Origin of the sequence: uncultured Roseobacter sp. (assembly GCF_947495025.1) — a bacterium.
Classification (GTDB): Bacteria; Pseudomonadota; Alphaproteobacteria; order Rhodobacterales; family Rhodobacteraceae; genus Roseobacter.
The window spans coordinates 1539938-1561191 of record NZ_CANLXG010000001.1; the positions used below are offsets into that span (position 1 = coordinate 1539938).

6 protein-coding genes are annotated in these 21254 nt (G+C 61.8%); all 6 read left to right on the top strand.

Annotated elements, in window-relative coordinates; translation table 11 throughout:
- Window positions 1-87 precede the first annotated feature (87 nt).
- The gene (locus Q0792_RS07290; protein WP_298838158.1) at window positions 88-954 is read left to right on the top strand and encodes a hypothetical protein; all 867 of its coding nucleotides are present in this window, start codon (window positions 88-90) and stop codon (window positions 952-954) included.
- Window positions 951-10793, top strand: coding sequence for a DUF6603 domain-containing protein (locus Q0792_RS07295; RefSeq protein WP_298838161.1), 9843 nt, complete (start codon window positions 951-953; stop codon window positions 10791-10793). The genes Q0792_RS07290 and Q0792_RS07295 overlap by 4 nt, the downstream gene beginning before the upstream one ends.
- Window positions 10794-11922: 1129 nt before the next feature.
- Window positions 11923-12006, top strand: coding sequence for a hypothetical protein (locus Q0792_RS20130; RefSeq protein WP_367276768.1), 84 nt, complete (start codon window positions 11923-11925; stop codon window positions 12004-12006).
- Window positions 12007-12918: 912 nt separating this feature from the next.
- Entirely contained in the window at window positions 12919-13941 is a 1023-nt protein-coding gene (locus tag Q0792_RS07305; protein ID WP_298838168.1) for a hypothetical protein, read from the top strand.
- 3 nt (window positions 13942-13944) lie between these two features.
- A complete protein-coding gene (locus tag Q0792_RS07310; RefSeq protein ID WP_298838171.1) occupies window positions 13945-17784 on the top strand; it encodes a hypothetical protein in 3840 nt (1279 codons plus the stop codon).
- Entirely contained in the window at window positions 17784-21158 is a 3375-nt protein-coding gene (locus Q0792_RS07315) for a hypothetical protein (RefSeq protein ID WP_298838173.1), read from the top strand. Before Q0792_RS07310 ends, Q0792_RS07315 begins: the two co-directional genes overlap by 1 nt.
- Window positions 21159-21254: the final 96 nt, after the last annotated feature.

The window sequence follows — 21254 nt, forward strand, 5'->3', positions numbered from 1 at the left end:
AAGGGCGCGCCGCCCGTTCAGGAACTCGCACTTCCAGCCTCCGGTATCAGCCGGACGCAGCAGCAGCGCCCGGTCAGGGAGTGATCGATGGGACGCCGACCCACGAACATCCGGAATATGCCAGCCGTAGGCCGAAGGCTTTCCGAACTTAACCGCCTGGAAAATCTGTCTCCGGCGGATCGCGAGCGCATCGAGAGGATCATGCGCGAAGCAGAAGGTCTCGATCGTTTTAACCTCGACGACCTGATCATTGTGTCGGACAGACCCGCACCTGATGTGCAGGAGGAGAAACCAAAGCCCGCGCTGCGGGCGCGGGACGTTTCGAGTACAATCGAAGATGCCCTGAATGAGGCGCGACCGACCACCGGACGTGACCCGCTGAGGGGTGTTACGGGTTCGGTTCTTGAACGCCTTCGTGAGAAATTTCCCGGTGCCCTGCCGGACGGGCCGCTCAAACCAGGAGACAAGGGCGCCGCGTTGCCGGTTAACACAGAGGCACTCGCCAAACTCATCCGCGTGGCGGCGATCAACCGGTCGGAAGGTCAGGCCAGTGTGATCTGGGACGATGGTATCAACCAGCTCATGGTGCATGCCGGCCGTATCGACGCAACCGTCACCGAGGGACGCATACGGATCGACATACCCGTCGAAGCGGACAGCCTCCGCGCTAGGATGCAGGTGCCTTTCTCGGTTGGCAGTGACAAGCGCAAAAGCGGGCTGGTGATGGCCACACTTGACCGCCCTGCGGGCAACGCGGTTGTGGCCCGTATCTGGGGGGACTCTCTGATTGCGCTGGCACACGGAGCCCTGGTGGAAGTGGCCGGTAAGATGGCCGGCGCGTCGGGCCGTGATGCCGAAAACAGGGAACTCGTGATCCGCGGACTGACAGCCCAAAGGGGGCAGTTCACGGTTGAGACGCAGGCAGACATTTCCTTGCGGAGGTTCCTGCGATGAACGCGTTTTCCCCCGACGAGTTCGGAGACACATCGGACCTGCTCAGCGCGCTGGGTCTGGTGGATGAAGATGGTAATTTCAACAGTGACTGGCTGGCCAACCCCGAGACCTATCTGAAATCCATTCTGGCGAATGATCACCAGCGCGAAGCGCTGCTGGCATTCGTGACCGCCATCCGTGGTGGCGAGGCTGAACGCGACAGTGAAAACCGCCTCTGGGTGGAGATTTTTGCCGAAGCATTGCCAGGTACCGGCCGCATTGCATTCTTTCTTGTGGTCGATGATGCCCCATCGTCTGAAGTCCATATCTCTGTCGGTGTCCGGTTCGAGACACAGGCTCCGCTCACCGCGAGCCGTTCGGCGCTCATGTTCCCGCTGTTCCGCGCCGGTAAGGGCGATAATTCTCCGTCTCCGGAGCTTGTCGGTCAGCCGGGCGGTGTGATCACCCTGTCCAGCGAAATCACCGTTTCGGAAACGCCGGCGCCGCCCGGACAGGCTGGTCTGCAGGCTGTGGGTCTGCGCCTTGTCGTCCCGACAGACACTGTCGACGGCGCGCCCCAGGTCGGCCTGACACTGCGCGGGTTGCAGTTGCCGGGCGAATCCACCGGGCGGGATCTGGTGCTGTCCGTCACGGAACCGGACAGCCTGAAAGAGGCTGGTCTCGAACTGATTTTCGGCCTGCTGCAGGCGCAGCTTGGAAACTCCGGCGGGGCGCAGATCCGCGCTTTCGCTAAGATGCTGGGCCTGGGGAATGACCCTGATATACCGACCCTGCCAGTCGAAGATATCTTCACGCGGGGTCTTGACGCTCTGGCCGACTGGTTTGCAGCGCTTCTGGGCGATACCGTCACGCGCACGGCCTGGCTGCAGGCGCTTGCCGAACTGCTGGACAACGGAGCCACCGTCGATGACGGCACGGTCGTTCTGCCGATCGGTTCTGCATCACTGCGCCTCGGGCTTTCGGCACCGGCCGGCGCCACAGGACGGCCCATTGTCACGGTTTCCGCCGGATTTGGCTTTGACAGCGCCGAGGCCGACATCGGTATCACCGCTGATCTGGTCCGCATTGATCTGGGCACCGGCAATGCCGTGGCGGTGCCTTCTATACGGGCCGAAGCCAGTATCGATCTGTCGGGGCTCAGTATTCCCGACGTTTCTGTCGACCGTCTTGTTCTCGGTTTTGGCCTCAATGAGGACCGGTATCCCGTCCTTCTGCTCGAACTGCGCCAGGCAACAATTTTCAGCTCGACGCATCCGCGCCTTGATCTGACGAACCCGGATGCGCTTGCGGCGACTGCCTCGCAGGCAGTGACCGACGCACTTGCCGAAGTCATCGGCGATCTCGGGCCAGCCGGTAACCTGATCGGCATCGTGCTGGGCTGGGACGCACCGCCGGGCGCGGGCGCCGGATATCCGCGGATCGAGTTGCTGGAGTTTCTGGGCGACCCGATAGGTCTGTTGCGCGCACACTGGAACGATGTGCTGACCAGTCATTCGGGCGATATCCCTGCCCTGCTGGCGGTTCTGAGGGAGTTGCTGACAGGCGATGCGACGCCGGGTGCCGTCACAGGATCGGGCAGTGAAACGGACCCCTGGCAACTGCCTCTTGATGCTGGCCTGCATGTCGCCGTGTGGCGGGACAATGGCGGCCGGTTGCTGCTGGGGCTGGGCCTGCTGCGCCGTGTTGATACGCTGGGCGAAAGGTGCACCGTCATTGAGACGCGCCTGAGAGTTGCGCTGGTCGCGTTTGACCTGACTGCCGGCGCGGCAGGCTTTCTGCCGGAAATTCTGGTGCGCGCGCTGGGGCGGGCCCGCGGTGGTGGCCGGCTGAGCAGCGGATCAGGCGCGCTTCGTCTGGAGGTTGATCACGTCGGCGTTGTGATGCGCTGGACACCGGACGGCGGTCTTGGCATCGACCACGAGGCGCCGAACCTTGCGCTGTTCGTTGACGATCTGGATGTGCCGTTACCCGTTCCTGATCTGTCAGGTGGTTTCGAAGGTCTGCTGGACAGGTTCAGCGACACGCACTGGGATGCCATCGAACGGCTGATAAGCCTTGTTGCAAGACGCGTCGGGGTCACATGGCTGAATGATCTGGTCGACGCGCTCGGCTGGAAGCGCACGGCACCCGTTCTGGGCAACCCGCGTCGTCACCGTCTGCGTCTTGCGGCCCTCATTTCGGACACAGAGACAGCGCTGCGGTCCTGGCTGGCAGATTTGCTGGCAGACGGGCAACAGCAGATCGCGCGGCATCTCCAGCCGCTGGCGCGCGTCCTGTCATCGCGCCCGGACGGTAATTTCCACGTCGAGGGCAACGGCACGATCTGCGATCCATGGCGCGTCACGCTGGCTGCCGGCGCAGGTATTCCTGCCATCGCCGTCTGGCGACAGCCCGACGCACCGGTGCCGTTCCCGGAATTTCTGGCCTCGACACCGCTGCGCCGCTGGCGACCCGGTGTACCCGGGCTCAATCCGGGTAAACTCGCCGACGCCATTCTCAGCGAATTTCCGGACCTCGCCGGTCCGTTCCGTGACGGTCCGGATGCAAGTCAGCTGATTTCCGCGCTCACTGATCTGGTCGGTCGCTGGACCGGCAGCGACGGATTTGTCCGTCCGCCTGCTGTGGCCGTCTCAGGTACAACGCTGCACCTGACACCGAACGAAAGTGCAGAAGCGCTGTTCTCGGGTGCGTCGCTTGAGGAGATACTGGGCTCCGTTCCGGCGACCCGGATCAATATCCGCGTCCTGCCTGTGACTGCCTCTGTCGATGTCCCGGGCGATGTTGCGCGTGTTCTGGACATGCGCGAAGCCGGACGCGACCCGCTGGCCTTTACACCCCTGCCGGATCAGGCGGGCGAATGGACCATCCTGCTGGCTCCGCGGGCCGATGCGCGTCTGCCCGCCGGAGACGTTGATGGTACACAGGGACAGACGCAACGCCTTCAACACGCTCTGTCACTGATCCGCAACAGGCCGGACGCAGTCATCGTCTCGGACGCTGCGGCAGGGCATGCGGCCTGGCAGGCTCTGCAGGCTCTCGGCAGCGGTATCAACAGGCTCGTCAGCACAGGTCTGGTCACCAGTCCAGCACAGATACCGCCACCTCTGCCAGTGCGGGCACAGGAAATCATCCGCCGACTGGCCGAATTCCTGCCGGACCCGGACCCCGCCGAGCCCGACGACCCGGATCTTGCAGCTGCGCGCGAATTGCTGACCGCTGCGTTGTCAGCCGATGCGCCGTCGGCAGCTGATCTCGCACTGCCAGCCGGATGGACGGGTGCGCGGCGTGGTGATCTGGCTGTTCATCTCGTTTATGGTGTCTATGACGGGGATGCCGTCAGACGCGCGCTGACAGCGGCAATCGCCGCTGGCCTGAGCCTGAATGCGCTGGCCCGCAGCGCTGCACGCGAAACTGAAGCCATTACTTCCGCATCGCTGGGACTATGGCTGCCCCTGTCCACGGCAGCAGCTGTGCCTGGTCTTCAGGTGCGCGGGCATGCTCTGGCCGAGATCATCGGCCTTGACATCGATCTGGCAGGAGACATTCCGGATGTCTCGCCCCGCAGTGCGCGTGCCATCGCGGTGGCCGCAGAACTGCGCCACAGCTCTGGCTGGCTGATCGGTGGACCAGCGGCAGCACCGCGACCGCTGGATCTGGAACTGCGGTCCGTGGAAATCGATCTGCAGCTGACCATCGGCGCCAGCCCGGAGGCCGCGCTGAACCGCGTCGCAGTGATTTTGCACGGAGTACGCATTCACGGGCGCAGCTTCCCGAGGTTGAAATTGTCGCCGGACACCAGCGAAGCTGACCTCGGGATCGATGGGCTCGCGGCCCCTGGAACGCCCGAGATCAGACAACTGATGAACGCGGTGATCAACCAGATTCGGGCGACAGCTGACCCCGCAGTTACCCGCATCACCCAGGCACTCCGGGCTGCGGGCATCATCGGACCGGGCGAAACCTTTGACGCGATAGCTCTGTCGAACTGGATGGACGACCCCGCCGGTCGTCTCAATGATGTCCTGACAACGCCAGAACTGCGCACGCAGCTTATGGCCCTGATCGGGGGAGTGCTCGGCGAGCACGCGGGTCTCTCGTTTGACCCGGCACGGCGGGAACTCACTGTCGGGGTCGGCGCGACCACCGGCCTGCCCTTCCCGGGCGAATGGGCCCTCGCGGCGACGCTGGGACCTGCCGGCGTGTCTTCTGCAGAGATGCGGCTTGGCGCCATTGATGATACTCATGTGTCCCTCGGTCTGGCACCTTTCAGCGCGACGATGCATGTGACGCCGGCCACAGCCGAAAGCCTCGGCGGGCTGCCTGCAACAGTCCCGCTGTGGCCCGCGCCGGATATCCGGCGCCTCGGAGAGGCGGCTCTTCCGGCCCTGATTGCCACTGCGGTTGCACGAATGCTCGACGGCGTCCGCGCGAGCGACCCCCGTGTCCGGCCCGTTGTGGATGCGGTGCTGAACGCGATCGGCCTTGTGGACGGCGATGCCGTACGCCTTCCGCCACAGCTTTTCATCCGCCCGGGCAGCTGGTTCCTCAGTCATTCCAATCTGGCGCTGAGTGATGGCAGTGCGTTTCGGCCGGACAGGGTGGTTGCCCTGCTGGATGCGCTCAAACCCCTTGTCGGCCTTACCGGCGGGCCGGGCGTATGGGACATCACACCGGGACTTTCGCTGCGCGCGCGCGATGCCGGCGGGCTTTTGCTTGATCTTTCACTGGATCCGGCTCTTTTCATGCCATCAGCCGATGTGGATTTTGGCGGTTCGGTTGGTCTGACCTTTACGCCGGACGGACGCGTTCTGCCTGCGCTGGCCGTGTTTGCCGGTCTCACCGGTGGCACACCCGGAACGCGGGCGATCCACCTGACGGTCAACGGACCGGATGTGGTCCTGTTTCTGCGTACGGGTGCCGCATCCGATCTCGAAATCTTCCCCAATCCCGGCAGTCTTGCCCAGCTGGCCACAGCCGGTGTCTCGGCGGCACTCCCTCTGGCGCTGGACGCCATTGTCGATACCGGGTCCGACATCGGGCTGTTGCTTGCAGATGTCGGTGACACGCTCCTTCTGCGTCAGGGCGGCAGTTTTGACGGACCAAGACTTGTTGCCTGGGCAACCGATCCCGCCGGCAGCCTCGAAACCCAGTGGCAACCGCTTCTGGTGAGCGGCCTGTCCCGGCTGGGCGATGTCCTGCCACCGGCGCTGGGGATCACAAGGCCTGCGAATGCCGTCCGGCTGGAGATTTCCGATGCGGGTACTCCGGGCTCGGTCTTTGCGGTACAGCTCACACACAGCCCGCTTTCGGTCGAACTATCTGCACTGCTTGTCGATATACCTTTCGCGAATACCATTGCTGCCACAATACAGTTTGACACCGCCACCATCGAGAACGGGCTGGCGCGGCTCAATGCAACGGTTGGTCCCGCTCAAATCCCGCTGAGCGAGGGCGTGGTTCTGCGCCCGGTCTTCGAGATTGACGTGGGCCAGGCCGTTGCAACGCCGTTTGTTTCGATCGGCCTGGCGGTCGACGGCACGAACAGCCAGGCGCTGGCACTGCAGTATGATTTCAATGCGCAACGGCTGGCGCCCGATTTTGGCGGTGGCAGCGATGCAGAAATAGCGCAGGGCATCGTTACCTTCGCTGTCGATATGCTGGGCGCGTTCCTGATGGAACTGTCAGAGATCAACGATGTCCTCGACGAACCCCTCGCGGGCACGACAATCCGGACGCTGATGCGCGGTGTTGCCCTGAATGATGCAGGAACCGGGCTGAATACCGAGCTGTTTCGCGTCGTCAAACGCTCAGGCGAAAGCGATGACGATTTTCTGCAGACAAAATTTGACCGGGTCATCCGGCTGCTCAACAACATTGCAGATGCCAACCCGACCCTGCGGGTTGGTGGCGTTCTTGATATCGGGCTGGCGCGGTCCGGCGGTGCGCTTGGTTTCAGCCTCGGGCTGGCCGGGCGGTTGCCGGTTGTTGAGGGCGACATCGCGATCTGGATCGAAAACGACAGCCGCTGGATCATCGGCGGTCCCAGCGCCGGTCTGAAGATCGGTCTTCTGAGCATTGGGCCGGGCACCGTGTCATTCACGCCCACGCTGTCGGTCGACGGGGTCGGTCTGCGCATCGGACGCAGCAACGCGCCTCTGCTCGACAGCCCGATTGCGCTGGGGTCCATCGCGCTGCACATCTTTGCCAGGCTGTCACAATCAGAAAAACTGGGCGGTGCGCAGCTGCAGCTGTCAGAAATCGCTGTTGCAGTGGGTGGCGCGGGCGGCGGCAGTGAAAGCAACCCGGTGGCCGAAGGGATGCTGTCGGAAACCAACGAAGGCGACGCAACGCTTGCACCTTCCTTCAGTCCGGCCATTTCAGTCCAGACACGACCCGCTGCCGATGGGGGCGGTATCGCTTTCGGCTTTGTCGCGGGCGATGGTGACGGGCCATGGTGGCTGCCGATCCGCAGTCAGTTCGGACCAATCTACGTAGATCAGATCGGTATGGGCACGCAGGTGGCCAATGACGAGCTGCAGTCGATCTCGCTGCTGTTTGACGGCAACGTTTCCATCGCTGGGCTGACAGCCGCCGTGGATGATCTGGAGCTGAGATACCGCCTTGATCAGGGCGGGATCTTTGATGCCTCTTCCTGGGCGGTTGATCTGGCAGGTCTTGCTGTCTCGGCCGATATTTCCAGCGTGACGCTGGCCGGTGGTCTGCGCAAATTCGGGACCCCGCCAAATCTGGAATACGTCGGCATGCTGACCGCACGTTTTGCCACGTACGGTCTGTCGATCTATGGTGGTTACGCATCCATCGAGACCCCCGAGAAATTTTCCGCATTCTTCGCTTATGGCGCGGTACTCGGACCGTTTGGCGGACCGCCCGCGTTCTTCCTGACAGGTATCGGCGGCGGGTTTGGCATTAACCGGGACATCGTGCCGCCCGCCGATCTGGGGCAGTTTGACGAATTCGTCATGATCCAGGCACTTGATCCGGCGGCCACACTGCCGGACGACCTGATGGACTATATGCAGGAGATCCGGGATACCTTCCCACCTGCGAAAGGTAAGTTCTGGTTTGCAGCCGGGATCAGCTTTACCTCCTTTGCCCTGGTCGATGGGATTGCGGTCGTCGCCGTGGAGTTCGGGCAGGGATTTGAACTCTCGATATTTGGCCTGGCGCGGATGGCGCTGCCGCGCCCGCAGGTGGCGCTTGTCTCGATTGAACTGGGGCTGATTGCCCGTTTCTCGACCGAGGAAGGCGTGATCTGGATACAGGCGCAGCTGACGGATAATTCCTGGCTGCTGCACCCCTCTGCCCGCCTGACCGGTGGCTTTGCCTACGTCAGCTGGTTCAAGGGCGACAAGGCTGGCCAGTTTGTCCTGACACTTGGCGGGTATCATCCGAATTTCCACCGCGATGGTTATCCGGTTGTGCCACGCCTCGGTTTCAACTGGAGCGTTTCCAACAACATCGTGGTCAAGTCAGAGAGCTACTTTGCACTCACCTCAGAGGCAATCATGGCTGGCGGTCTCTTTGAGGCGTCTGCGAAATTCGGGCCGGCCTTTGCGCACCTGAGTTTTGGCGGCAATGCCATCGTCTACTTTGATCCGTTTTCCTACATGGCGGATGCGCACGCCCGGGTCTCGGCAGGTATACGGATCAAGACGATATTCGGCACCATCAAACTGTCGTTCAGCCTCGGCGCCTACATCGAAGTCTTCGGGCCGGAGTTCCACGGCAACGCACGCATCGAAGTCGGACCCATCGACATCCGGGTACGTTTTGGCAACAGCAATGATGCCTCTACCGTGCATGTGTCATGGGCACAGTTCGCCGCAAAATACCTGGAGCTTGCCGAAAACAGCCAGACCCGCGCGCGCGCGCTCAGTGGCATTGCCGGCAAAGGGTCACTGCCGCCCGCCGGTGACGCGTCAGGGGCAGAAAAAGGAACCGCGGACGGCACATCCGGGCATCCCTATGATGTGATGAGCGAATTCGAGCTGTCCTTTACCTCGACAGTTCCTCTGACGGCAATACGGCGCGAAAATGCCAGTGTGTCCATATCCCTGCCAACGCCAACGCTCGGTGTCTGCCCTGCCGGCAAGATGCTGAATGGCACAACTCTTCGTCTGGAGCTGCGGCGCGATGGCAGCGGCACCCCGCGGCTGGGCGATACCGTCAAGATCAAGGTCACACCGCGTGAGACCGGGAACTTCCCGCTTGGCGTCTGGGGTCCGCCACAGCTGCCGGATGATCGCAAGATGCCCAAAGGCGATGTCATCCCGGCCACGGAAGGTGTTGATCTGAAATTCCAGCCTGAACTGATCGGACGTATCCCGCTCGCTTCGACCGGCGGCGTCGCGTTCAACCAGGTTGAATCCGGTGTCCGGAAACCTCTGCCCCTTCGCGCTGGCGGGACAATTCGCAGCCGTATGGTCAGGGAAGCAAAAGAACAGCGCGAACTGCTCAGCAGCCTTGATCCCGAAGTCCTTCCGGAGGTTGCATCGGACTGGCATCAGGGCGGCCGCAGTGCAACTGCGCGCCGCGCCTGGCACCGCGAGCGCCCTGTGCCAATGCGCATCGGGCTGTTGTCCGAACGCATCGTCGGCAGTTCCCGTACCGGGCGCAAAGATCTTTTCCGCGAGCTGGGACCGCGTCCCTCAAAACGCTTCTCGTTTGGCAAAGCGCGTTTGCGTGGCCTCCTGCACCAGCCGCTGAGGGTGATGCCGCGGGATTTTGCGGCAGAAGGCACCCGGGTGACTAAAGAGCTGGGAGACCTGAGGCGGATGGCCCCTCCCGGAATCGCGGCCAACATTCCCGATCGTGCCGTTCTGCTGAGAACACGCGTCGAAACACCGGTAATCAGGCAAACGATAGCCGCGCGTCAGGTCGCCCCCGAAACGTTGCCGGCTCACGGTCCGGTTGCGATGGTAAGGGGACGCGGCACCGCCGCAGATCTTGCAGGTATAGCAGCTGTTGAGGCGATGATCAGCGGCCCGGCCAGGGGCAGCGCACGGCGCCGTTCCACCGCGCGCACAGCTGATGCACCCGCCGCGCTCACAACCGGCCAGATCGCGGTTTTTGATCTGCCGGGCGCTGTCAACGCGGCACTGTTCAAAACTGCAGGCGACGTGGCGCTTTCCGGCCCCGCCCGCGTTGCGACAATCGGCCTAGACGGACGCATCACGACAAACCGCACCGGTGCCAGCCGACTGACTCTCCCGGCAGCAACGCGGGCCTTTGTGCTGCTGGCAGGCGAGGCCGAAACAGCTGCGCCCGAAATCGCCGGCTGGCTGGACACAACACAACTGGCCTATCTCGGACAGTCGATGGCACGCTGCCGGGGTGGTTTTCTGCGTGCAGAGGGCGCGAGCCGGACACGGGGCGGTCGCCGCGCCGGATGCGGATGGCTCGAAGCCCGCGATATGGTGGCGCACAGCGGACTTATTGAAACCCAGTTTGATACCGGCGCCGATACTGTCGCGCTGATCCTGAACGGCACTGTGCGCGACGAGGACCTCGAAACACTGGCAATCAGCTACGACAACGCCGAAGCCGCTGATGACAAGCCCCGTCTGGTGCCCTTTGACGGCAAAACCCTGCTCGTTCAGCGCATCAGAACGGATGAGAGACGAAAGCCGTTTTCGGTATCCGTTGCCGGTCTGGTCGGTGACAGGATCGACGGCACCCTCGCTGCGCGGCTGCCGGAAGATACACTGGTCTCCCGGTTGCTCAACACTGCGGTGCAGCTTGATCTGGAGGCGATCTCTGATGAGAAAGCCAGCCCGGTCACCGCCACCTGGACTCCACCGGACGACGTGGAGGCATAAAGGGAAACAACATGGTCGCACGCGGAAAATTCTTTTTATACGACAGTATCGTCCCTGCACTGGAGGCCGGCAGCTACACGCTGACGTCCCGTGTGGAACTGGCGGCCTCGGATGGCACAGACATGCCGGTGGATCCGCTGGACACGCATTTCAATGTAACCGCTCCAAGGCTCAAACTGCCGCCGGATCAGGCGCTTATGACGTTCCCGCCTGCAAACTCCGAGGGCGCCTACGAGGCCCGCCTGCCTCAGATCGTTCTGAAAAAACGGACGCTTCCGTGGGACCGCCGGGCAGCACCGGTCAATTCGGTTTTCAACGGACAGAAAGTGCAGGACAATACGCCATGGCTTGCGCTGGTTCTGATTGCCGAGGGCGAGGGCCAGATTGTGCACGATGCTGATCCGGCAGACTGCATTACGCCTGGCAAAACTCTCGCCGGTTCCATGGATGTGCCAAAGGCGAGCTATCTTTCTGTACCACAATCCACTGTTACAGCAGTTTTTCCGACAGTCGAGGATCTGACGCTCCTGACGCATGTCCGCGAAGTCAATCTGGACGATACCGAAGCAGCCATGGGCGATGATGACGGATTCCTGGCCGTTGTGATCTGCAACCGTATGCCGCAGTTCGATACCGAGGAGTGCCTGCCCAAAGCCTATACGGCATGTCTTATCAACCTTGAGGAGCAGCTCGATGTGCTGCCGCCTCCTGCCCCGCCGCGCCCGTTCTTTGAGATTTCTGATCTCTTTATTACCGAGACGGTTGCGACATTTGCCAGTTCAGTGAAATCCGGCACCGCAATTCCGCTCAAACTACGGCCGGAACGGCGCGGCCTGAATCCGGCCGACAGCGACGCCATGAACGAAGCGATCCGCCGTGGCGAGGTTATATTTCACGATGGCAATCTGGTGGACCGCGCAGGCGCGACGCGTGACGGGATCAGTGTTGTCGGCAATATCGACCCCACCGACCTGCTCGAAAGCGATTTTTCGTCTCTTGCCGGTACGGCTTCGGGCGAAGATGATGTTTTCGTTGTGGAGGGTGCTTTTACCAGCTTCCGTTTTCCGCTCGATTTCTTTGTTGAAGAAAAGTTCTACCGCTTTCCGCTGCTTACTTCCTGGCGGTTCACATGTTCCGGTGCCGGCAGCTTTCAGCAGCTGCTGAGCGGCCTCGATGTCGGAATGCTTGGCACGAAAACAGACGGCGGCTTTGAAAGACAGCTGCCGAAATGCACGGTTCCTGTCACGGGCGACGATCCTGGCGCATCGCCTGTTACGCAGCTCCCGCTCGAAATCGCAGAGACGGGGCATATCGGCCTTCCTTATCTGACACGCACGGGCGAGGACACCAGTGCCTGGTACCGCGGGCCGTTTTCGCCCCACCAGCTGCTGCGTAACCCGCTGGCAGATGAGGCACAGTTTCCGGTGCTGGCCCATGTGTCAGATCATCTGCGGATGATGACACCAGACGGGCGCGAGGACGTATCTCTTGCCGTTGCATTTGAGACAGGGCGTCTGCTGGCCCTGTCACAACCTTCCTTTATTGCGGCTCTGCAGCGCTGGCGCGCCGAACAGTTCGGCCAGGCCCGTGCGCGGGCCAATCAGACCGCTGTGTTTGATGCCCGGCTGTCACTGCTTGATGGGTTGGTCAGTGACAGTCGCCTTGGTCGGATAAAGGATGCAATTCAGCTGGGCGAGGTATCACGGTTTCTGGAAAGCGAACTGGTCTCGGTGCTCGGCACCCGCAAGGAAGCCGCCATTGCAAATCTTGCTCCCCTTGTGAACCCCGGAACACGGATCGATGCGCTGCAGCGGGATTTCAATGGCATCCTCGCGAACGGTCTGGGTCTTGATCGCGGCCTTACCGAACGCATTGCCGAAGACCCGGTCAATCTTGATCTGCGCAACCAGCTTCAGCGGACCCGGCCTCAGACCGTTGACAGAGCTGAGATCGATCTCACCAACCAGATCCAGGACACCATCGACGTCACCCTTGAGACGGGTCTGCGTGATTTCGCCGAGATCGCCGTCGGAAACAAAGAATTTACGCTGGACGCCGTTACCGGGCTTCGCGAATTCGAAAATCTCGAAAGCTTCGTCAAAGACCGGTTCCAGAGGAGATAAATATGGCAATTTCGCACCAGATAACGCTGTCCATCCTCGCCCAGGCCGTTGGCGATGTGCGCAACGCAGGGACTACTACGGTTGAACCAACAATTGCTCCCCCCGAAATCCTGAGATTTCTTGCGCGTCTTCGCATGCTGGAAGGCGTACCGTTCAACACGATCGTGCCGGATACAGAACTGCTCCCCCACGAATCCATCCGGTTCTTTTATCTTGACCGCGCCTGGACCGATGCTCTGGTACAGGGAGCGCTCAGCGTGGCCACGGCCAACACGATCGAACGCGCACAACTCGAGGCGCTGTATCCACAGATCGAGAAAGAAGTTGATGACGCCGAACGACGTAACCGCGCGCCGGGCAGCGAGCCGAGGCTCAGGGGGACCGCAGGTGTCGTCACTGGGTTCCTGATGCGTTCAGCCGCGGTCGCGGGCTGGCCGGGTATGCATGTGCGTGCGTACCGGGATGAACCTGCGGACAGTGACGTTGAAATACTGCCGGAGTCGCATGCCAGCCGGATCAAGCTGCTGCGGCTCGAACGACTGTCACCTGCAGTTCTGCTGGCACTTTTTGACGGCATCCCCCGGGTGCTTCACATCGAGGAACCACGGCAGGGCGTGCAGTTCGGCGTCAACATGGACAGCGGCACGAGGCGGGTCCGCGCGAGTGTACCCGCACGTGATGTGCGCACGGCAGAATACGTGGACAGAAATGGTGGAGCCGTCACGGAACCGCCGGACGCGCGTCAGATACCGGTCAGTTTCCGGCCCGGTGCGGCAGGTGTCCTGGACCTGACCAACACCGCCCGGAGTTTTGCTGCGGCAACGGGCACCAACATGAGCGCAGGCGCCGGAGATCCGATAGATGGCGCTGAGTTCGCCATGCAGATGCTCCGTTTCCCGTACCGGCAGGTCTTTGCACAGGACACCGCTACCAGTGCGGTTCTGAACGATGCGTTCAGACCGACAGTTGCCAGCGTCGTTGAGCGCAATACCGCGTTGCTGAAAACACGGATCGGGGAGCTCTGAAACATGGTTTTTGAAATCAAGCCCGAGATCATGGAGGCCATCCTGCAGACCCGTAACTGGGAGATGGCAACCGCCCTGCAGGATCGCGTTCTGGCACCGGGAATTCTGTTTCCTGCCCCCAAACCGCAGCCACGTCCGGCGCTCGTTGTCCCGGTGGATGTACAGGGTCTTTATGTTCCGGTGTCTCATTCCGAGCGTTACGTGCGTCTTCCGATGGTGCTCGGCGCCGAAGACAGCGCGGGTGGCGACACTGTTGTTCCGTTTTCGACGCCAAGGGCCAGAAAGCGCGGCGTGCATCTGCACTGGGCCATGCCGGACGGGTTGCTGCGTGGTGCGATGGTCGAGGATGATGACGCGCCGATTGAAATGCCCCCGCTGCCGGACAGATGGCTGGTGACGCGCATGACAGGCCGGACGGGTCAACCAAAGCTTGATCTGCGCAGCTGGGTGATCGAGGCCGAAAGCGGTCATGTCTTTGATCTGGAAAATTACCCCGGCGATCCTGTGCTCAAACAGGACAAAAGCGTGGCATCTGATGATCTGACAGGTGTGGTGGGCGGCTCGCCCAACTGGACGGCCTCTTATGACGCGACGCTTAACCGGTTTGCGTTCCACGATCCGCTCGAAGACCTGAACCCGCAACAGATCTTCACGCGCACCGCGACCTACGTAATTACCGGCTGGTGGTCTGAGCGCAGCCACGATCCCCTGTCTGCGGTCTTTTCACCCTATTCCGTCAAGCGCGAAATTTCAGAACTTGGCTGGACCGCATCATCGGCGCCGGTTCCCTCGAAGTGGGTGTCGCCTGTTCTGCGGTACGCACAGCCCCGGGACGACACGGGCGACGGGGTCTTCTCGATCAACCTCGAAAGTCAGCTCAGACTGACTACCTCGCAGGCAAGCCTGCAGAATGGCTTCAGTGAATACAGATTTGATAAGGTGACCGTACCTGCATTCAGGGCCTCTTATGAAACGGTGATGCACGGGGTTGTCTACGGTGTGCCGGTTGCCGGAGCGGTCAGAAGCGATACAGCCCCCGCCGCGTCAAAAATCGCGCTTTCCATGGCCCCTACACTGGAGCGTCTGATGGCCGCGCAGGCGGCACGCGGCATGGGTGTCACCTCGCGCCAGCGTAAGGAGTATGTCGAAAGCCTGCTGACCGCCGTCTCCAACGGCGCATTGATGCGGGTCGATGAACGCGACGGCATTGTCCAGCTTGACGAGGCAGAACACGCAGATGGGTTTGAGGCCTTTCAGGGCCCGGAAACCTATCTGGACGTCATCGTTGAACGACACCAGTCGGCCTTGCGCGCGGGGCGACCGCAGCGCAACAAGGCGGCACGCAAAACATCGCGCCCGCCGGCCAGCGCCGAGATGATCTGGTCCGGTCGCGGGCGCGGCGGCACAAAGAATTCACGCGACCAGATGCGCCGCACAGCCGAGGATCAGATCCTCAGAAAGAGTAAAGCAGAACGGTTTGACGACCGGCCTGCAACCAAGACAATCCGCCGGCCCGGACCGCGGTACCACCGGGCGACGGCACCCGTCGTCGGTCTGCGCAACTACGGGCGGTCTCAGCGGTTTCTTGGCGATGGTCGGTTCGAGGAAGACGGCACACTGGTGTGCCGCTGGACCGAAGAACTTGCAACCGGTTTCGAGGATATCATCCAGGCAAGCGATTATGTACCGGCGCTGTCACACGATGCACTGCCCGACGTCACCAACCGCGTTCTGCTCAACAGCTTTCTGCACGACATCTACCTGTGGAACTGGACGTCATCGGCCATGCAGGCCAACATCGAGCCGGAACTGCTGGAACCTGCCCGCAACCGTCTGAGCGGCGAAATGGCACTGCGGTTTTCGCCCGATGGTGTTTACGACGGCGTGACACCAATTGCCCGGGCGGCGGGCACTGACAACTTTCATGCTGATGCGAAAACCCTGTCCGCAGGTACGCGCGCGACGATCAGTGATGAGATCCGCAGGTTTTCGCTGGCAGACGGTCGCGACCCCAGTCCGGTCGCCATTACCAGCTGGTCCCAGCCCTGGTGTCCGGTTTGGCTGGAATGGGAAGTCGTTCTGGAACCAGGCAGCGGATTTGCCGGGTGGACCCTGGGTCGTATGGATTTCGCGGGAGCACCGCAGCCGCAGGGTAAGAGCCTTACACTGAGGGGAAGGTCGCCCATCACATCGGGTCTTTCGCGCACATACCAGGCGGCCATCGACACTTTTCTGATAGCTGAGAACCAGCGTGACGAAGCAGGCGACGGTGAAATCGGCGAAGGCCACGAGACTGCTCTGGCAGACCTCGCGGCGTTCCTGCAGTCGACCGACCTGGGGTCGGTGACGCTCGATCAGATTTCAGATGTCTGGCTGGCGCTTGAAAACGGGCCGGACGGCCAGGTTGAGCCCGTGCCTGAAGCGGCGGCGAATGCGTTGCGTGAAGCCGGGCTGCCGAGGCTGATCGCGGACGGGACCCTCGAACTGACCCGCGCGCGTATCGTCGACACGTTTGGCCGCTTCCGCGATGTGAACCCCTCCAGGGTGACCCTGCCTGCCGCACTGGAGAGCAAAACAACAGACGGTGCCCGCGCGCTTGCGCTGCCACCACGGCTGACATTGCCGTCACGGCTGATGTGGCGGTTTACCGATCCGGCTGATTCATCTGATGCCCCACGCGAAGCTCAGCTCGACCAGAGCCGCGCAGACCGCATGGTCAACCCGATATCCGGTTACGTCCTGCCGGACTTTATGGACGAGGCCATCGAATTCTTTGATCAGACCGGCGCACCGATGGGTGAAGTTCTGCATGATCCGGTGACCGGTGGTCTGATCTGGGAGGGTGCTGTGGGGGCTGCCGGACCCGCGTCAGCCACACCGCATGAAAGCGCCGTCGCCAGCGCCGGGCTCAGCGCGCACATTGCTCAGGGCATGATCGATGCTGATATCGCCCAGCGCAATGATCCCGACACAGCTGGTGCCGAAAGCCCGCTCAGCGCGTTTCTGCGCGCGGTGGACACGACCATGTGGAGTGTCGACAGCGGGCTGACCTCCTCGGGCGCGTCAATTGCCGGACTGGTCGGCCGGCCTATCGCCGTTGTCCGGACGCAGCTCTGGATCGATATTCCGGACGATCTGGCAGCAACCGGCGCCTATGGCGAAGAAGCAGATGATATCCGCGACCTGCTGATGCGCGAGGCGGTCTACGACGCTGTGAAATCAGCTGAGTTCCGGGTACGCCTCGGCGAACTGGCAAAAGGACATGACGGACTGTATGGATTTTTCATCGGAGATGACTACAGCCTGTTCCACCTGATCGAAAAGGAAGTGAGCAGCCAGGCAAGGCTGTCACAGGCCGGTTTTGGGTTCAGAGCCCTGCTCGGACAGATCACAGGACAGACCGACGGTAATTCGCTGCCCTCTCCCAGCCCGCTCAATGCGCCGTATATCAGCGCCGGCGAGCCGCTGGCGGTACACGTCGGCCAGAAGCTGAAGATCACGCTGCTGATGCATCCGACCGCCCGGGTTCACGCAACCACGGGCTTTCTGCCCCGTAAGTCTCTGGAACTGTTGCGCGACTGGGTCGATCCGGGGCTGTCGCGCATCGCACCATCCGCGCGCATCGGCCCGGTTCTGATTGATCCCGACAAGGTGCGGCTGCCAAAGATTGCAGCCTTTGGGTCTGACCAGACATGGGTGCGCCGTAATTCGGCTATCACCTGGCGTGAAGACCCGATCCTGTCCGCCACACAGGCGGCGGTTCTGCCCACAGGGCGGGTGACAGTCGAGGAAGGCTACATCCGCATCAATCCGAACCCATCCCACCAGGAGGAGGATAGCTGATGGCCCGTTACGAATGGCCCCCGGAATTCAACAAGCCACCTGACCGGCTGGCACAGCGCGCGGAACGCGCTCTGCGCACGACGCCGACGGCCATTCCTCCCGGAATGCTGGGCGATCTGGATCTGCTTGATGATGTGATCGAGGCGAATTTCGAGGCAGAACGGAAATGGATGCCCCTTGGTCCCTCTATCATGACAAACGGCCAGGCCGCACGTGATCCTGTTGTTGCTGGCCGGGTGCGCGACATCCGTGTCAGCCCGGATGGCAACCGTGTTTACGTTGCCACAGCAAACGGTGGCGTATGGTACTCTCCCAACAAAGGCGTCAGATGGGAACCGCTGGGCGCGGCCGCTCTTGACGCAACCACAGAACGGTCAAATCTGTCACTGACCATCGGGGCGCTGCTCGTTGAATTCGGCGCGGCGGCGGCAGACGACGTAGTCTATGTCGGCACCGGCGAGCCCTCTCCCTGGGTTTTTGCGGTGCCGGGCGCAAAACACGGCGGCGTCGGCATTCTGCGCCTGAACGGCACGGTGGATGCCGCCCTCGCCGACCCGCGCGGGAACCCATGGCAGCGGGAAGCGCGCAATCTGGCGCGGACCGGGATTTTCCGGCTCGCCCGCAAGCATGACGAAGCCCCGCTTGCAGATGGCACGGCCACCCTGGTCGCAGCGACGACCAAAGGTCCGTATATCCGCACCGGTGCATTCAGCGACAATGCAGACTGGGACCTTATTGATCTGCCTGTCGACACCTACACAAACCGGCTGGAGAACGGTGCATATTGCCCGGATGTCGTGTGGAACGACAAAGGGCTTTGGCTGACACTGGTGGGCGCAGGAAGCCACAGCGGCAACCCGCTGGATGGTGTCTATCATTCGCCGGCTTTCCCGGCCGGAACGTTCCGGCATTTTCCCTTGCCGAACCACCTGGACGGCAGCCGGGTTTCTCTCGGCGAGGCAACAGATACAAACCGGATGTACGTGCTGGGACGCATCAATCCGCCAGGCGCAGGCAACGCGCATTCACACCTCTGGCAGATCGATCTGACCCGCACACCCGTGGTCGCCGAGGACATCGCAGATGTACCGGTCGGTCTGTTTTCCGGAAATGTGACCAAGCCTGCTGCCAACCTGGTGGTTTCCGGTTCGGACCAGGGCGACTATGATCAGGCGATCGCAGTCCGTCGTAACGCGGCCAATACGCGCGATATTGTGACCGTCGGGGGTTCTTATGAAAACCCGGTACCGGGAGAGCCAAATCCAAACAACTTCAACGCAACACTTTTTGACCTGGTGGTCCGGCGGCAGGGCGGCAACCTTATCACGAATTTCGAACCCGCCAGACAAACAAACGCAGAGCAGTCCGGCACTTTCACAGGCGCCGGCATTCATGCCGATGTGCACAAAACAACCATCGTCGGCAATGACATCTGGGTTGGGTGCGATGGCGGCGTTTTTCTGAAACCCACCGGTTCACCGGCGCGTTCCAGAAATGCGGGCCTCGCGGTTGCCGAGCCAGGATATATTGCCTCGCATCCTGTGCTCGACGGGCCGGTTCTGGCGGGCACGCAGGACAATGGCGTGATACAGCGGATCGGAGACACGGTCTGGAGCCTGCAGCGGAAAGGGGACGGTGGCGGCGTGGCGTTTCACCCGACCAGACCTTTTCAGCGGATCATGCAGTACATCAGTTCGAGCTGGAATTTTGAACCGGACAACTTTGTTTCAAACAGCGCTGTGTCCGGCCGCAGTCCGCCCACGGTTGCGGGCGGGAACGAACGCAACAATGCCTTCTTTTATTCAAAACCCGCCGTGGCGCCGGCAACAGCCCCCAATGACGCCCGCCTCTTTATCGGTACAGACCGTCTTTGGTATTGTGACAACTGGAACACGCCCACTACTCAGCTCAACTGGGTAACCGTGCCGACCGGCACCAACCCCGGCAATAACGAAGGGCAGGACCAGCTTTCCATCGGGTCGGATGTGGATCAGGTCCTGTCTGTCGAAATTCTGCAGCAGGGCGATCCTGCACAGAACTATCTGGGTACCGCTATCCTTCTGCTCTGCACCCTGAGCGTTCGCATTTTCCGCCTTGGCGGCACTGCCGCCGCACCGGTCTGGAGCTCTGCCAACACCTCTGTGATCAGCAACGATTCCGGGCAGGAGCGACCCAAGGAGAAAAAAGTGCCGGATGACGATCCGGACCCTTTTCTTCCGTTCATGCCAAAAAAGAACGGCAGTGTCTGGACCGATGTCGCGGTGCATGATGCATCAACGCCGGGACAGGAAACTCTGTATCTGACCACAACAGGGCACGTCACGTCTGACCCCGGAACCGGCGATCTGGTCGGTGATCCTACATTCGACACACTGTGGTGGTTTGATGGACAGGGGCGGTGGTACCCCACCGGGTTGCGCAACGCACCACTGGACCCGGCGGCCGGCACCGGAGGCAGCCCCTCTTCCGCCTATTCTGTGACCGTCCTCAGAGACGGCACCCGCGACCTGGTCTATGTCGGAAACCGGATCGGTGTGTTCGAGGGGCAGATCAACAGGAGCGGCACGCATCCTTCCTGGACGTGGAAACCGGTCATGGACGGTCTGCCACACACGATTGTCGAGGACCTGGACATCGCCAGTGCAGGCAGCAGTACGTTTCTGAGGGCCGCTCTTGTTTCACGCGGAATCTGGGAGCGCGATCTGTCCGCGTCCCCTACCTCGGTCGGGCGCACCTTTATCCGCACTGTCCCGTTTGATACCGGTCGCAGCGAACTGCCTGATCCGGTGACAAACCCTCTCACTGATCCGGCGCTGCCCACCAGCGCTCTGACATTCCACGAGAGCCCCGACATCATCATACAGAACAGCGGTGCACAGGTCTGGGATCCCGATCCGCCGCACGAAGCAGACCTGATGGCTGCGCAGAGTGTACGGCGGCCACGCAGACGCATGCACAGCATTTTCGTTATGGTCCACCACAGGGATACTACGCCTGTGGCCGCTGACGATGTGAACATCGATCTCTTTCTGCAGCGCAATGCGCCTTCGGGGGGTATTGACGGATTTTCCATGACCGGTGCGGTGCGCACGGCAATCCGCGAAACCGTCGCCGGAAACAGTCCGGCAATGAGCGCTGGCCTCACACATATCGGACGGTTCCGACCCGATGGGCCGGTGGATGCCCGGACGCCCCGCACGGCGAGAGTCGAATTCAATCTGAATGTCGTTCCCCGCCGCGAACATGCGATGCTGATTGCGGTCGTGACCTCGCCGGATAACGCACTGACAGCGGATGATCTCGCCCCGGCAAACCTCCGGGATGTCGTGCGCCGATCAGCCCGTGTGGCCGTACGAAAATTCCGCATGCGCTGATGTGAACAGGGCAACCGACCGCGGATGTGTCCCGCCCTTCTTCAGCAGGCAAACCGGCTGTCACCGGATAATTATGAACAATCCGTTCAATTAAAT

What these genes read in the sequence shown, in the direction of transcription:
- Q0792_RS07290 (WP_298838158.1), top strand. Translation starts at nt 88, where the DNA reads ATGGGACGCCGACCCACGAACATCCGGAATATGCCAGCCGTAGGCCGA.
- Q0792_RS07295 (WP_298838161.1), top strand. Translation starts at nt 951, where the DNA reads ATGAACGCGTTTTCCCCCGACGAGTTCGGAGACACATCGGACCTGCTC.
- Q0792_RS20130 (WP_367276768.1), top strand. Translation starts at nt 11,923, where the DNA reads ATGTTCCGGTGCCGGCAGCTTTCAGCAGCTGCTGAGCGGCCTCGATGT.
- Q0792_RS07305 (WP_298838168.1), top strand. Translation starts at nt 12,919, where the DNA reads ATGGCAATTTCGCACCAGATAACGCTGTCCATCCTCGCCCAGGCCGTT.
- Q0792_RS07310 (WP_298838171.1), top strand. Translation starts at nt 13,945, where the DNA reads ATGGTTTTTGAAATCAAGCCCGAGATCATGGAGGCCATCCTGCAGACC.
- Q0792_RS07315 (WP_298838173.1), top strand. Translation starts at nt 17,784, where the DNA reads ATGGCCCGTTACGAATGGCCCCCGGAATTCAACAAGCCACCTGACCGG.